The sequence below is a fragment of the Lachnoclostridium edouardi genome (assembly GCF_900240245.1).
GTDB classification, from domain to species: Bacteria; Bacillota; Clostridia; order Lachnospirales; family Lachnospiraceae; genus Lachnoclostridium_A; species Lachnoclostridium_A edouardi.
Window position 1 is genome coordinate 1,411,800 of record NZ_OESQ01000001.1, and the last position, 14,957, is coordinate 1,426,756.

Consider the following 14,957-nt stretch of genomic DNA (forward strand, 5'->3'; position numbering starts at 1 on the left):
ATTATTTTTCCTCCTGCATCTTCCAATAATTTTTGTTCATGGCAAAACGTTTTACTAACCAGAAAGGCAGCTTTTCATACCGTTTTCCCAGCTGGTACCCTAAAAATTTAAATCCGCTGTTTATTACTAAACCTGGTATTAAATGAAACTTTTTCTTTCCCGCCAAAAATGCAGCCGTGCTTTTTACAAGGCGGACCCCCTCCCCCACAGAAGGCACTCCCTGAAATACCTCCGGGTGGTCTGCCTGGGACACTCCCAAATCAAAATTTCTGTGAAACTGCTGAAAACATGAGTAATTATGAGAATGAATCACCTTGGCCTTGGCCTCATATTGTACTGCATACCCTGCCTTTAAAGCTTTTGCGGCAAAAATCATATCTTCATTAAAAATTGTCCTGTTAATAAAGCCTCCCAGCTCTAAAAACTCTTTTCTTCTGTAAGCGCAGCACACATTGGAGGCAAAAAATGTTTTTATTCCCAGACGCGGCAGATCCTTTATGGTTTTTAACTGGCTTTTATCAGGATAATTAAACTGTCTTGTATATGCTTCCGCCATCCTGCAGTCCTTTTCAGCCAACTGGCGCCCGTAAACCTCAATTACCTGCTCCCCGTCCGGACCCTGATTTTCAAAAGCCTTTACTAAAGCCTTTGTCAGCTTTCCGTCCGCCGGCATGGCATCGTCTGTCATACACAGGAAAATATCTGCCTGAGAATACGATGCTCCCAGATTCCTGGCCGCCCCGTGGTCAAATTCCTCTTTAGAAATATGATGCACTTGTAAAATAGGACAGGCCTCAAATTCTTCCTTCCAATATTTTTTTTCTGTATTAATTACAATAATCTTTCTAACAGGAAGCTCCTGTTTTTCCAACCTTTTTAACATCTCCCTAAACTTAGGCCCCGGCTTATAAGAAGGTATAATCACATCTATAGTCACAGCGCTTCCTCCTTTGCTTTATTTAACAATATAAGCTGACACACAGTAAATCCTGCGGCCAGGCCTGCCATAAGAAGTAAATAGCTTAGGGCGGCCCCTGTAATTCCCATGCCTCCCACTAAAGTGAAGGAAAGCACGGCTCCCACTGCGGCCCCCAAAAAATAAATCCAAAAAATCAGATTTTGTTTTCTCATTATCACCAGCAGGTAATAGGACAGATTAGCCAGGGCATAAAGGCCCCCTCCTATAATTATCATAGTAAAGGGCAGGCTGAATCTAACCAGCATACCTTTATAATGTTCTCCCAGCAAAAGCTCCATAATCCCTAAGGCCCACGGCCCTAAAACAATGGCAAGGATTCCTGCCAGTACAGTGAGACCTGCAATCACTCCTCCGATTTTCCTGCTGATTTTAGTAAATTCCTTATAATTTTTCTCATTCCAGCAGTCTGTTAATCTGGTGAGAAAGGGACGGATAATAAAGTTAGCCACCAAATAAATAACAGAGGTAGGCATAAAAATAATATTAAAATATCCGTTCATGGCATCGTTCATTTTATAATCAATGGCATATTTTGCTGCGGAGAAAACGAAAAAATCTAAAAATACAGATAAAAATAAAAGATCTGTGTTTAAAAACAGGGATTTCGTTTTTTCTTTTCTCACATTATAATCTACAGACGGCAGAATCCCCGCCTTCATTACAGATAAGTTAAATAATACTACTCCCGCCGCCTGAGCCGCCACAGCTGCGCCGCAGGCAAATGTAAGGCTTTTTCCAATCTGAAAGCTGATGAGAAAGCATGTTACTGACAATATGGTTCGGAATGTATTGGACTTTCCTGTTAAATAAAGACAGCTCTGGCGCTGAAATTCCGACTCATACACATCTGCAAAACCGTCTATTACTTTATACACTACTAATAAAAACAGGATTACTGCTTTTCTTGGACTGTAAGGCCCTAAGACAGTCATACCTGTCAAATATAAGGCGCCTATTAAAATAGCCAGCCCTACGGTGAAAAAGCGCAGGTTCAGATAATCTCCAAAGGAATATTCCTTTTTTCCGTCTGTAATCTGAAAAGGGCGTATTCCAAAATACGCCACAATAAATAGCTGCTGCCCCAGAGCAGAAAAACCTAATGAAAAAATTCCTCCGTCGTCCTCCCCTGCCAGACGCATCACCACAAAAGCCAGAACCATAGAGGCAGCCGCGTATACGCCGCTTCCCAGAATATTCCAGATCACATCTGCCTTCTGCCGATTGTTCCCTTTATATAATAAAAACTTTTTTGCAAACCAGACCATTATCGTCTCCTTTGGCGGAAATTCTGGATAATTAAAATAGAAGCCAGCATACGGATCATGTACTTCATGGCCACCACAGGCTTTAAGTAGCTTTCCCCTTCCTTCCGCTGGTCAATCTTTACCTGAACCTCCCCAATTCTGGCCCCCTGCTTTAAAAGAAAGGACACTGTATCCGGCTCCGGCCCATAATTAATATTGTAGGCGAATTCCTGAATCATTTCCCTGTCAAACATCCGCATTCCAGATGTGGGGTCTGTTATTTTAACCCCTGTAGTAAGGCGGATGGCTAAAGAAATCATACGGCTGCCTATCATTCGCATAGAATTATCCTTTTTTTCATTGAGAAAACGGGAACCGATTACAATATTGTAGCCTTCCTTAATTTTCTCTCTCATAGGCAATACAAACTCCGGCCTGTGCTGACCGTCCCCGTCAAACTGAACAGCATATGAATATCCCTTTTCATATGCATATTTCATCCCTGTCTGAAAACAGCCGGCTAACCCTAAATTAACCGGCAGCTTTATTAAGTGGTAGCCCTTGCTTTCACAAATCTCCGGCGTTCTGTCTGTGGAGCCATCGCTGATCACCACATAATCCAGCTCCGGGTGATTCATAATCAGATTGTCCACTACATGCTCAATATTTTTTTCCTCATTAAATGCAGGGATAATCAATAGTACTTTGTCCTTCAAGATTTTCAGTCCTCCAAAATAATACGGCAGATTCGCTCTACAGTCTCCTGATCCAGATCTGCGTATAAAGGCAAGGTTAAAATGCCCTGGGACACTTTCTTTGCCACCGGCGTATCCTCTGGATGATACATGCTGCTGTAGCACTGGTAAGCATTTACACAAGGGTAAAAATATTTTCTCGGCGTAATATTGTGCTCCTTTAAACGGGCGTACACTTGATCTCTATTTAACCTGTACCCGTCAAATAACACCGGCATGTATGTATAGCTGTAGGCTATATTTTCCTGCTCCTTAACAAGGCGGATTCCCTTTATTCCTTCTAAACGCCCTCTGTACAGTTCTGTCAGTTTCTTTCTCTTTTCTATGTTCTGCCTAATATATTTTAAATTGCAAAGGCCCATGGCAGCCTGAAATTCATTCATTTTGCCGTTGCCTCCCACAAACTCTACAGACTCTTCTCCTGTAATCCCAAAATTCTTCAGCTGATACAGCCTGTCCTTCAGCTCAGGGTCCTTAAATACAACGGCTCCCCCCTCTATGGTATTAAAAACCTTTGTGGCGTGAAAGCTGAACATTGAGGCGTCTCCCAGGCTGCCTACTCCTGCGCCGTCAATCTCCTCCCCAAATGCATGGGCGGCGTCATAAATAACCTTTAAGCCGTACTTATCCGCAATTTTCTGAATTTTTTCCCAATTACATATATTTCCGTACACATGAACCGGCACAATGGCGCAGGTCTTAGGAGTAATCAGACTTTCAATCTTATTTTCATCTATGGTATAATCCTCAGGCTTAATATCGCAGAATACTGGTTTTAAACCATTTCTGACTATAGCGTGAGTAGTTGAAGCAAAGGTAAACGGCGTTGTAATTACTTCCCCCTCCAGCTCAAAGGCCTGTATAGCCATCTCCAGGGCGGTATGGCCATTGACAAACAGCTCCAGATTCTCCGCTTTCATAAAATCCCTCAGCTTTTCTTTCAGCTTTTCGTGAAATTCCCCCATGTTGGTCAGCCATGCCGACTCCCAAATCGGCTTCAGCATCTCCATATATTCCTCATAGGGAGGAAGAGAAGATCTGGTAACCAGAACCGGTTTTTCATTTTTCATCTTTCTATTACCTTCTTCTTACATATTGTTGTCATTTTTTTTACAATTTTAAGATACAAGGTGGAAAAAACAATTCATCTATGGCATTTTTCCCACATCTGTGTTAGATTATAGCATATATGATATTTTTTGTACAACTAAGATTTAGGAGGTTTACACCACTATGCACAGATTATTAAAGCATACTGCAGCAGCGCTTCTGGCAGCTTCGCTGGTGTTCGGTCAGGCTTTTGCAGCATTGGCTGATGAGGAAGTTATGGGCCCAGGCGCTTTTATAACAGAGGACGGTTCCTCCACTGCTCCTCAGGAGACAGACAGTTCTGCAGACCAGGGTGATACTGGTTCTCAGCAGACAGAAGGACAGACTGCTGATACTTCTCAGCAGGAAACTCAAAGTGAGCAGCAAACTGCCCAGGAGGAGATTCCTCAGGAGGTAGTACAAGCAAATACGCCATATACTCAGGCACAGGTTTACCGTCACGATAATGTGTGGAGCGACCCTGTAGTAGGGGACGGTGTGATTACAGCAGGCGACGCAGGATTTCGTTCTGCATGTATTTATTTAAATAATATTGTGGGGGATATTTATTACCGTACCTTTACCAGCTCTTACGGGTGGACCCCATGGGCTATGAACGGCGGACATACCTTAGTGTTCGGAGAGGGAACTGAGGTGGAAGCCATTCAGATTAAACTGGTGGGCTTTGCAGGAAATCGTTTTTCTATTTATTACTCCACCACTCTTTCTGACGGCACCCAGCTGGACTGGACAAAAGACGGCGGCACTTCAGGCACCATGGGACAGGGCAAATCTATCCGCACCCTTCGCCTGGCGCTTTGGGGAAAAGAGGGGGAGGCATTCCCTTATTCTACAGAACGTCCTTTAGATTCCGCCGCTTATGACGGCGTCATCACAGGTGAGGGCGTGGCTACATATTCCAACGGCAACGGCGCTCCTTTCACCGGATGGGGATGGAATTACAGAGACCGTTACTATTTTGTAGACAATCAGGCTGTCACCGGATGGCAGTATATTGACGGATATAAATACTACTTTGACGAGACAGGAAAGCTGGTAACAGACTTAGAGCCATTAATCGGCACAAGCGTTCCATTCCTGATTAAGATCAACAAAGAGATGAATACTACTACTGTTTATGCTCAGGACGGGGCCAACGGATTTATTATTCCTGTAAAAACCTTCCTGTGCTCTGCAGGCGACGATACGCCATTAGGCACTTATCAAACTCCTGCCAAATACCGCTGGCATTTAATGATCAACGACGTTTACTGTCAGTATCTCACCAGAATCACAGGCAGCTTCCTGATGCATTCTCTGATTTACGACAGACCTGACCCATATACGATGTGGCCGGAGACATACAATTATCTGGGCGTTGCCCGTTCCGCCGGCTGTATCCGCTTTAAAACAGAGGACGCCAAGTGGATTTATGACAACTGCAGCTTAGGGACTACTGTAGAAATCTACAATTCTTCTGTACCCGGCCCTTACGAAAGACCGGCCATTGAGCAGATTATTTCCATGGATCAGCATTATGATCCTACAGATCCTAATTTGCCTGAAAATCAGGGATAAAGTAAAGGGTTATTGTTAAATAATCAAGACCACCGGCTAAGCCGGTGGCTTGCTTTGACCCTATAAGGGTCTGTTACCGGCACTGGAGTCTAAAGACTCACCGAAATAGGTTCGCCAAGCGCAACATCATTTACCTACTAAGCCCTAAAGGGCTTATTTTATTTGTTTGCTTTTACTGGCTCATCCGTAAACGGGTCAATATACTCTTTCAGTGTCATCTGATCATATTCCAAATCTTCTTGTAACTGATTTGCTATATATTCCTGTATTTTCTTTGCATTTTTCCCTACCGTATCTACATAATATCCTCGACACCAAAAATGTCTATTTCCATATTTATATTTCAAATTTGTATGTCTTTCAAATATCATAAGTGTACTTTTTCCTTTCAAATACCCTACAAAATACGATACGCTAATGCTTGGCGGAATTTCTACTAGCATATGTACATGATCTGGACATATCTCTGCTTCTACAATTTTTACACCTTTTCTTTTGCATAACATACTTAAAATATTTGCTATATCCTGTTTTATTTTTCCGTATGCTATTTTTCTCCTATATTTTGGTGCAAATACAATATGATACTTACAATTCCATTTTGTATGTGATAAACTGTTACTATCCATATGGATACCTCCTTTGTTTATTAATGCGGTTGGCGAACCTTACATTAATTATAACACTGGAGGTTTTTTGCTGTAAGCTGAANATACAATATGATACTTACAATTCCATTTTGTATGTGATAAACTGTTACTATCCATATGGATACCTCCTTTGTTTATTAATGCGGTTGGCGAACCTTACATTAATTATAACACTGGAGGTTTTTTGCTGTAAGCTGAAGCAATTCTAACTCACCTGCATAACAGGTGGTTTATTTGTTTTCCAAAGTTCCGTTTTTCGGATCAACGAAAAACTCCACAATGGTAAACAGGGCTTTGCCCTAACAATCAAAAGGCCTTCTGCTTATTATGTACAAAGGATTTTTCCCGGTACAAATAGCAGAAGGCTTTCTTATATCCACTTAGTGTTAAATTCTTACATCTCCACTTCACAATATTTTCTGGCTATGTACATCTCCCTGGCCATGTTTTCGCCGGCTGCCGGCTGACCTTCAAAAATCCTCATGTGATCTTTTACCAGATCATAGCCTGCCTGAAAAGTAAAGGCAGCGCCTCCTGAAAATCTGGGATTACATTCCATAAAATACATTTCCCCATTTTGACTTTGAATAAATTCCATATTGACGCAGCCTTTAATATCCAGGTGAGCTGCTATGTTTTTGCAGGTTTCTTCCAGCTTCTCATCCCGGAACACATAAACGCTTGTTCCGGCCCCGTTTAGGGTCCTGAGAAGCTCCCTTCTGGGCACTGACCACGTTAGGTCTGAAGCAGGATCTCTTACTATGTCTACAGTAATAATATCCCCCTTGATCATAGGCTGAATCACATATTCCTCTCTTCTGTCCACCAGACCTAAATAATAGGGCAGCTTCGCCGGGTTCTCCACCTTATAAAGTCCCTGGCTGCTTCTGCCATTATAAGGCTTTAACACCACAGGTTCTGTAATTTTTCCCAGCTCTGCTTCTGACAGCCGTTTAGAAGGAATTGTTTTACACAGCTTTTTATCTCTGAGAAATGTCTCCAGGCTCAGCTTATCGCGGCATATTTTAATAGTTTTTTCCGGAGAACAGCACAAAGTTACATTTCCGGACTTTAAAGCGTCCCTGCATTCATTCCACACATCTACCTCTATATCTGTCAGGGGAAGGAGAAAATCCACTTTTTCTTTCTGACATACCCCCATCATAAAATGTATATATTCTCCCCTGTCAGATGTATAAGGAACCTGATAAAATACATCTGTGTTTTCAGACTGAGCGATCCAGCGCCTATTATAAATATCACATCCAACTACACGATATCCCATAGCTTTTAAGGATTTAATCACTATATCTGAAGCAAAGGATCCTATAGCTGTCACTAAAGCCGTTTTTCTCATGCCCTTCCCCTCCTTTTATTAACTGCATTCAGAAGATAACTAAAGCTTTCAACACGAAATACTGCAGACAGCAGAATATATACGCCTATTCCCACTAAAATCTGCACTGTCAGCCTGAGCCAGGCTCCCGGCACAAAGCCGCCAAAAAAGTATACCACCGCAGCCATCACTGCAGACAAAGCTACTGCAGGCGCCATATCTCTGCACTGCTGCCCAATACTGTAATTTAAAATTCTTTTATTAGGCCAGGCATTTATAAAAATACAAAGGAAGTCTACAAGAGCTTTAATGGAAACCATAACAATGGCTCCAAATTGGATTCCTGCAATCAGCCCTCCAATGCCAATTACCTTTTTCATTATTTCCAGTTTTAAAAACACATCGCTTCTCCCCATTGCGTTAATGGCCTGGAGGTTTGTAATGTGAATGGGGTAAAAGCAATAGGCAATACACATAATTCTGAGAAAAGGCACGCACATCATCCATTTTTCTCCCAGCAGGGCCAACACCAACGTGTCCGCTACTGCGAACATGCCAAGCAGCATGGGAAGCACTGTGTAAGAGCTAAGCTGAATGGCTTTTCTAGCCATAGCCTTTACCTGGCCCACGCTTTCCTGTTCCTTTGCAAATGCCGGCAGCAGCACTGACTGAATAGCCGCTCCTAAGTTTGTCACAATAATCTTGGGAAACTGCTCTCCTCTGTTGTAAACGCCTAAAACCTGTTCATTATATATTTTCCCCATAATCAGGCCGTATAAATTGCTAAACAACGTATCAATCATGGCTGCACACAATAGCTTCCATCCAAATCCAAACATTATGCGGATTCTTTTTATTGAAAACATCCATCCTGGCTTCCAGGACACGTCTATAAACAAGCCGATCATTAAAGCAAAGTAGTAGGAAACCTGCTGCCCTACCATGGCCCAGGCGCCCATTCCTTTATAAGCCATCCATATACTGACAGCCCCTGAAATTACAACGGCAGCCATAGTTGCCTTAAAAAGTCCTTTGAATTCCATTTCCCTGGACACATAAGCTGTCTGTACGGAAATTACAGAGCCGGGAAACAGAACAATAGCCAGCCCCCTGACAAGAGAGCACAGCTGGCTGTTATTATAAAATCTTCCAATCCACGGAGCCGCCATAAACAGCACTCCATACATCACCGCCGCCGCTGCCAGCCCAAAATAAAATACAGAAGAAAAGTCCTTTTCATCTGCTTTCTGTTTCTGGACCAAGGCTGTGCTGAAGCCATTCTGCACCAGCACATTGGCAATAATAATAAAGATGGAGATAATTCCTACAATTCCGTATTCTTCTGTTGTTAAAAGCCTGGCTAAAATAATAGCCACAATAAATTGAATTCCCTGAGCGCCGCCGTTTTCCAGCAGCTTCCAGAACAGTCCCTTTACTATTTTTTCTTTTATTACTGTATGTTCCCCCAAATCAGCAGTTCTCCTATCTATGTGAAGCCCTTTTACTTTCTCCACTGCAAAGCTGTTTTCTGCAGCCAGCGGTAAAATCCTGGGGCCATGTATTCCAGCCTGATAAAAAATCTGGTTCTAAGGTTTAATTCTCTGTAAAAAAGGCGGTTTTTCAACTGCAGCACATAATCATAATGCTTTGTATTTACCTGGGTAAGAAAATAAATTCTATTTACAGCTCTTACTGCCTCTTCATGGAATCTTCCCTTTGTCTCTTTGTCAAATTCCTCATACATTTCCTTCATTTCCAGATAATATTTTTCCTGCTTCGCCTGGTAATCTCCTGTTTTCATCTCATTTGTCCAGGAGCCGGCCACCCCCACCCGGTATACGCTCATAGGGGAATCCATGTACCAGGCATATCCTTTGCTTGCCATCATCAGCTGCATAGGAATATCCCCAATAGGGCAGTTCCAGTAATAATCCGGAATGTTCTCCACCACAGAAACGGGAAACATCATGGAATTCATTGCATAGCCTGATGTTTTGTCCACGATTTCTTCCGGCTCCACCTTTCTGTCCCCCTTATAAGGCCTCATGGCTCCGTCAGTATAAGAGCCGTCCACAGTAACCATTCTGGCGCTGTGAAAGCAAAGGCTGCAGTCCGGGTGAGCGTCTAAATATTCTACCTGTTTTTTTAGCTTATAAGGATCTGTAAAATAATCGTCCCCCTCGCACATGGCAATATATCTGCCCTGAGCTCTGGGAAAATTAAACAGTCCGCTGATATTTTTAATTCCCTTGGAATACTGATTTTCCGTCTGGTATATAGGCTTAATAATATGAGGATATTTTTTCTCATACTCCCTGATAATCTCCCCTGTTCTGTCTGTAGACGCGTCGTCGTGAATCAGCACCTCAAATGGAAAATCTGTTTTCTGCATAAGAAAACTGTCTAAAGCATCTTTTATATATTTTTCATGGTTGTAGGCCAGACAGCAAATACTGACTGTGGGCCTGTCCATTTTACTTTCCATATTATTATCCTTTACATAAACATCATCTGGCCTAATGTGCGGAACCAGGTATTTTTTGTAAATCCATAGCTGAGCATTATTTTAATTTTTCTCAGTCTGCCTGAATTCTGAAGGCTTAAAAATGCCTCCACTGTTTTTCTGTCACTTTCCTTCATCTGCCGACCATATATTTGAAGCAGACACTTAGCCTGGCCAAACATCCGCCTGTAATTCTCCCTTGCTTTGCCTCCGTCTGCAATGCGCTCTATGCCTTCCTCCAGAGTATCTGCCTTTCTGGCCCCCAGGCTGTTGCTTCCGTGCTGTCTGTAAAGATAAAGAGGCCGGTTCATACAGCCGATTTTTCCAAAACAGGCGGCCACTAAGGCGATCCAGCTATCATGCATCAGACACACAGAAGGAATCTGCTTAAAATAAGACAGCATGGCCTGATTCATTATCACAGCTCCCCCTGTTACGTTGTTCTGGACTAACTCCTGGCAAAGCTTTGTCCGCTCAGGAGAAATCTTTTGATAAGTAAAATAGCTGTCTGCAATTCTGTTTTTATCTTCATCTACTACTTCCATATCAGAATGGAGTAAAATCGGCATATGATCCCCCCATTTTTCCTCCATCTTCTGAATTTCATTGTATAGCAACCTCATTTTTTCCGGCAGCCACACATCATCCTGATCACTTAGCATTACATACCTGCCGTCGGCTTCAGACAACAGCTGCAGAAAATGATGTTCCGCTCCTCCTGAGGGCTTTTCTCTGTAAATTCCCATTACCAGCTTAGGATATTTCTGCTCATACTCTCTTATGATCTGTCTGCTGCCGTCCCCAGAGCAATCGTCGGATACAATCACCTGAAACTCCGGCGGGTTTTCTTGATGTAAAATAGAATCCAGCTGCTCCCTCAGGTATTTTTCTCCGTTATACACTGCCATTAACACTGTGATCATAGTAATAATCGTCTGCCTTTCCTTCGTATTTCACATGAACTCTACCACTTTAATCCAAGCACCTTACTGCACAGCCACACCTCTGCCATTACAATTCCAAAAAACATTTTGGCAAAGACCTGTTTCCCCTTTCCTATATGAAGATAATGAATAAAATAAAACATAGTGCTTTCATGGCGCAGCTTTTGTCTGCGGCAGATGTCCTTATATGTTTTAGATATAGACGCAGAATTTTCATGCTGGTAAAATACATTCAAGAGCTGTACTGTTTTATACCCGTAATCTTTCATTCTCCAGGCCAGAATATTTTCCTCTCCATACAAAAATACTCTTTCGTCGTATCCTCCGCATATAATCATTTTTTCTGCGTCAACCATAAGCATGGAGCCGTGAACAGCGTCCACATATACTGCCTTTTTTCCCTTTGTATAGCTTGCAGGATAGCGCAGAAACGGGCGGAATACCCGTCTGCACACCGGACCTGTATTCATTAATTCCCCGGCGTATGACAAAAGCTTCCACCCTGAAGCCTGGCTTCCGTCTGTTTTATCTTTCATGGTGGCTGCAGCTACTCCAACTTCGTCATGGCGGTCAAATACCTTCACCAAAGCCTTAATACAGTTCTCATCAAAATACGTATCTGGATTAGCAATAATCACATGAGTCATGCCCAGCGCCTCATACCCAAAGCGAACGCCTGCATTATTGCCTGCCCCGTACCCTTTATTTTCAGTCAGGCGCAGCACTGAAATCTTACTATCCTCCAGCTTTTCCAGTCTTTTTCCAGAACCGTCAGAAGAATTATTATCCACTACAATTACAGCGTCTAAACAGGCAAAATCCTTTACCCGTTCTACCTGAGCCGCTGTATTTTCAAAATCATTATAATTTAAAATGACACAGCCTATTTTTGCGGAGGCTTGTTTATCATCCATATTTCTTCATCGCTTTCTTTAAATATATTTTGCTGATTACCTGTCTGATGGGAGGACATAAAAAGGTAAGATAATCCATTATATGATAGGCCGCCATATAAGCTCTCGCCCCTTCTTCTTTAGGATATCCCTTCCAGGGAGTCTGCCTGAGAAATTTTTCATAAGCCAAACGGTAATGATTCCAGTTGCCTGCCTTCCACGGCCTTTCATCCCCCATATAATGAATCACCACCGGATGAGCCTTTGCTTTCATAAATTCTTCCTTTGGAATCTGCCTGTATGCAGGAGACTGTCTCACTAAATCCCAATAGTGAAAATACCTGTAATTGGTAAAAAAGTTACACGCCGGCATCAGCGTCTTAATTCTGCCTTTCAGCCCTCCGTTAATTAAATCCTGATCATTGGCAAACAGCTTTCCGTTTTTTTCCGCATACAGCTGTAAAAGCTTTGATTCTGCGTTTTCCTGGCGCCACGCCTGTAAATCAATTAAAAGCACTCCTGCATTATAGTAAGTATCTTCTGCAGAAAGTCCTAATTCCTCCTTAACCTGTTTGTAAATCGTAGGCTCAGGCACTGCGCCTATAATGCAGTCCTCTAAGTTCTGCTTCCATACATAAGCCAGGGATCTTACTACAACTGTGTCGCAGTCCAGATAAATCAACCGTTTTACATTCTCCGGAAGCAGCTTTCCTATAAACAGTCTTCCCAATGTGCTAATGTCAAACCGGCCTGTATCTACCTGATGAGAAAAACGGCTGTTTAGATCTCCGGCTTCAATATAGTGAATGTTCCGGCCATATGCTTCTCCTATTTGATTTAGCCTATCCCGGCTTTCCTGTCCCAGATTCACAGAAAGAATATATACTGTAATATTCTTCTCCTTTTTGCTGCTTTCAAACAGAGAACACATTGACACTCCCAGATGTCTGGCATAGTTGTCATTTGACGCGTAGACTATGTTCATATTTCTTCCTCCGCCGTATTATATCCCCAGCTCTGCTTTAGCTGCAGCCATAGCTGACTCTATCACCTTGTCCATGTCATAGTATTTATATTCTCCCAGCCTGCCGCCAAAAATAACATTTTCTTCTTTTTCCGCCAAAGCCGCATATTTGCAGTATAAATTTTGATTTTTTTCATCATTTACAGGATAATAAGGCTCCATGCCGTCCTGCCAGCTGACCGGATATTCTCTGGTAATCACTGTTTTTTCCTGAGCTCCAAACTCAAAGTGCTTATGCTCAATAATCCTGGTATAAGGCGTCTCCCGGTCTGTATAGTTTACAACTGCGACTCCCTGATAATTGTCTGTATTCTTTACCTCAGTTTCAAACCTTAGGCTTCTGTACTCTAGTTTTCCATAGCAATACTGGTAAAAGCTGTCAATAGTGCCTGTGTAGATTACTTTATCTCCCAGGGAATCATAATAAGCTTTATTCTCCAGATAATCTGTATTCGTTTTTATATGACAGCCCTGAAACAGCTTTTCTATGATTACATTATATCCGCCTACAGGTATTCCCTGATATAGGTCGTTAAAATAATTATTGTCATAGGTGTACCGCACAGGAAGGCGTTTAATAATAAAAGCCGGCAGATCTTTGCACTCCCGCCCCCACTGCTTTTCTGTGTAACCCTGAATCAGCTTTTCGTAAATATCCCTTCCCACAAGACTGATGGCCTGCTGCTCCAGGTTTTCAGGCTCCCCGGAAATCTCCTCTTTCTGGCGGTTAATAATGGCTTTCGCTTCCTCCGGGGTGGAAATCCCCCACATTTTGCTGAATGTATTCATATTAAAAGGCAGGTTGTACATCTGCCCCTTGTAGTTTGCCACCGGACTGTTGGTGTAACGGTTAAATTCAGCCAGGCTGCACACAAATTTCCAAACCTCCCTGTTGCTGGTATGGAAAATATGAGCGCCGTACTCATGGACATGAATGCCTTCTTCCTCCCTGCAGTAAATGTTTCCTCCAATATGGTTTCTTTTCTCCACCACAAGACATTTCTTTCCAGCCTGTTTGGCCAGATAGGCAAAGACTCCTGCATAAAGCCCGCTGCCCACCAGCACATAATCATACCTGCTCATCATATAAGCTCCTTGTCTCCAATTTTTCTAAAATACATTGTACTATAGGGTTTTAAAAATGTAAATGCGGCAAACAAAAAAGTCCGATCTCCCAAGGCTTTGCCTTTTAACAGGAAACCGGACTTATTTTTTATACTTTTCTAAAGTTTGGAATATCCAAAACTGTTTACTAAAGCGTCAATTTTCACTCCCTGTTTACAGTATGGACATTCTTCATTTACATATGCTTCATATCCAGGAATATCTTTATCGCTGAAAATACAGTGTACAGGGAATCCTGCTACCTGGTCTACAGAGCTGAAAATGGAAGAAACTCCGCATACTCTTCCTCCATAATAGGATACACAGTTCATAGCTGTGCGGATGGTTTTTCCGGTTGTCACAGATGAAGCTAAAATCAGAACCTGTTTTCCTAAAACCATTCTCTGCGTATTATCTCTTAAAATCATCTGTCTGATTTGGTTAAACTCAGGAGCAATAATAGAGATATTAGAGCCGTTGTTAATATTCATAATTCCGTTTTGTGACAATTCCTCCGCCATAAATGCGGCAATTACTTCTGTGCCCTCTAAAGCTAAAATTGTCTCCACCATGGTTTCCGCATAATCCTTTACCAGCTCCCTGGCAGTCTCCCTGGCATTATTATGGCGGCACTTTACAGTCGATACATCAATATATGTATTGACATGAGAGTGAGGTGTGGCAAAATGCCCGTACATAACCTTTACTCTTGACTTCGGGTTGCGTTTGGAACGAATGTCTTTAAAAGTTGTTTCCATAAAATACTCCCCCTTTACATGGTTAATTTCATGGTTATAGTATAGCACAAATATTCAGAATTCAAAAGTAAATTTATTAGTCTGTCTGATTTTTTTATAT

14 protein-coding genes are annotated in these 14,957 nt (G+C 42.2%); 1 reads left to right on the top strand and 13 read right to left on the bottom strand.

Annotation, left to right across the window (positions count from 1 at the left end; genetic code table 11):
* Nucleotide 1: 1 nt before the first annotated feature.
* Genes C1A07_RS06525 through C1A07_RS06540 form a run of 4 tightly spaced genes read right to left on the bottom strand, consistent with a single transcriptional unit; the run spans nucleotide 2 to nucleotide 4,048 of the window.
* A complete protein-coding gene (locus C1A07_RS06525) occupies nucleotides 2–937 on the bottom strand; it encodes a glycosyltransferase family 2 protein (protein WP_101876398.1) in 936 nt (311 codons plus the stop codon).
* A complete protein-coding gene (locus tag C1A07_RS06530) occupies nucleotides 934–2,244 on the bottom strand; it encodes a lipopolysaccharide biosynthesis protein (protein WP_101876399.1) in 1,311 nt (436 codons plus the stop codon). Before C1A07_RS06530 ends, C1A07_RS06525 begins: the two co-directional genes overlap by 4 nt.
* On the bottom strand, nucleotides 2,244–2,939 hold the full coding sequence (locus C1A07_RS06535; RefSeq protein WP_101876400.1) for a glycosyltransferase family 2 protein: 696 nt from the start codon (nucleotides 2,937–2,939) through the stop codon (nucleotides 2,244–2,246). Before C1A07_RS06535 ends, C1A07_RS06530 begins: the two co-directional genes overlap by 1 nt.
* A 5-nt stretch (nucleotides 2,940–2,944) precedes the next feature.
* Nucleotides 2,945–4,048, bottom strand: a complete 1,104-nt coding sequence (locus C1A07_RS06540; RefSeq protein ID WP_101876401.1) for a DegT/DnrJ/EryC1/StrS family aminotransferase — start codon at nucleotides 4,046–4,048, stop codon at nucleotides 2,945–2,947.
* Nucleotides 4,049–4,211: 163 nt separating this feature from the next.
* Between C1A07_RS06540 and C1A07_RS06545 the strand changes: the two genes are divergently transcribed.
* Entirely contained in the window at nucleotides 4,212–5,645 is a 1,434-nt protein-coding gene (locus C1A07_RS06545; protein ID WP_101876402.1) for a L,D-transpeptidase, read from the top strand.
* A gap of 158 nt (nucleotides 5,646–5,803) precedes the next feature.
* On the opposite strand, the gene tnpA is transcribed toward C1A07_RS06545, so the two are convergent.
* The 9 genes from tnpA to C1A07_RS06595 all read right to left on the bottom strand — a co-directional run bounded on the left by tnpA (nucleotide 5,804) and on the right by C1A07_RS06595 (nucleotide 14,857).
* Entirely contained in the window at nucleotides 5,804–6,274 is a 471-nt protein-coding gene (gene tnpA / locus C1A07_RS06550) for an IS200/IS605 family transposase (protein ID WP_101876403.1), read from the bottom strand.
* A gap of 415 nt (nucleotides 6,275–6,689) precedes the next feature.
* On the bottom strand, nucleotides 6,690–7,652 hold the full coding sequence (locus C1A07_RS06560; RefSeq protein WP_101876404.1) for an ATP-grasp domain-containing protein: 963 nt from the start codon (nucleotides 7,650–7,652) through the stop codon (nucleotides 6,690–6,692).
* Nucleotides 7,649–9,100: a lipopolysaccharide biosynthesis protein gene (locus C1A07_RS06565; protein WP_180952199.1), complete on the bottom strand. Its 1,452-nt coding sequence runs from the start codon at nucleotides 9,098–9,100 to the stop codon at nucleotides 7,649–7,651. Before C1A07_RS06565 ends, C1A07_RS06560 begins: the two co-directional genes overlap by 4 nt.
* A 32-nt stretch (nucleotides 9,101–9,132) precedes the next feature.
* Nucleotides 9,133–10,116, bottom strand: a complete 984-nt coding sequence (locus C1A07_RS06570) for a glycosyltransferase family 2 protein (RefSeq protein WP_242972271.1) — start codon at nucleotides 10,114–10,116, stop codon at nucleotides 9,133–9,135.
* Between the two features lie 11 nt (nucleotides 10,117–10,127).
* Nucleotides 10,128–11,057, bottom strand: coding sequence for a glycosyltransferase family 2 protein (locus C1A07_RS06575; protein ID WP_101876405.1), 930 nt, complete (start codon nucleotides 11,055–11,057; stop codon nucleotides 10,128–10,130).
* Between the two features lie 41 nt (nucleotides 11,058–11,098).
* On the bottom strand, nucleotides 11,099–11,992 hold the full coding sequence (locus tag C1A07_RS06580) for a glycosyltransferase family 2 protein (RefSeq protein WP_101876406.1): 894 nt from the start codon (nucleotides 11,990–11,992) through the stop codon (nucleotides 11,099–11,101).
* On the bottom strand, nucleotides 11,985–12,956 hold the full coding sequence (locus C1A07_RS06585) for a glycosyltransferase family 8 protein (protein ID WP_101876407.1): 972 nt from the start codon (nucleotides 12,954–12,956) through the stop codon (nucleotides 11,985–11,987). The genes C1A07_RS06580 and C1A07_RS06585 overlap by 8 nt, the downstream gene beginning before the upstream one ends.
* Before the next feature lie 18 nt (nucleotides 12,957–12,974).
* Nucleotides 12,975–14,078, bottom strand: coding sequence for a UDP-galactopyranose mutase (gene glf, locus C1A07_RS06590; RefSeq protein ID WP_101876408.1), 1,104 nt, complete (start codon nucleotides 14,076–14,078; stop codon nucleotides 12,975–12,977).
* Between the two features lie 140 nt (nucleotides 14,079–14,218).
* A complete protein-coding gene (locus tag C1A07_RS06595; protein ID WP_101876409.1) occupies nucleotides 14,219–14,857 on the bottom strand; it encodes a phosphoribosyltransferase in 639 nt (212 codons plus the stop codon).
* Nucleotides 14,858–14,957: the final 100 nt, after the last annotated feature.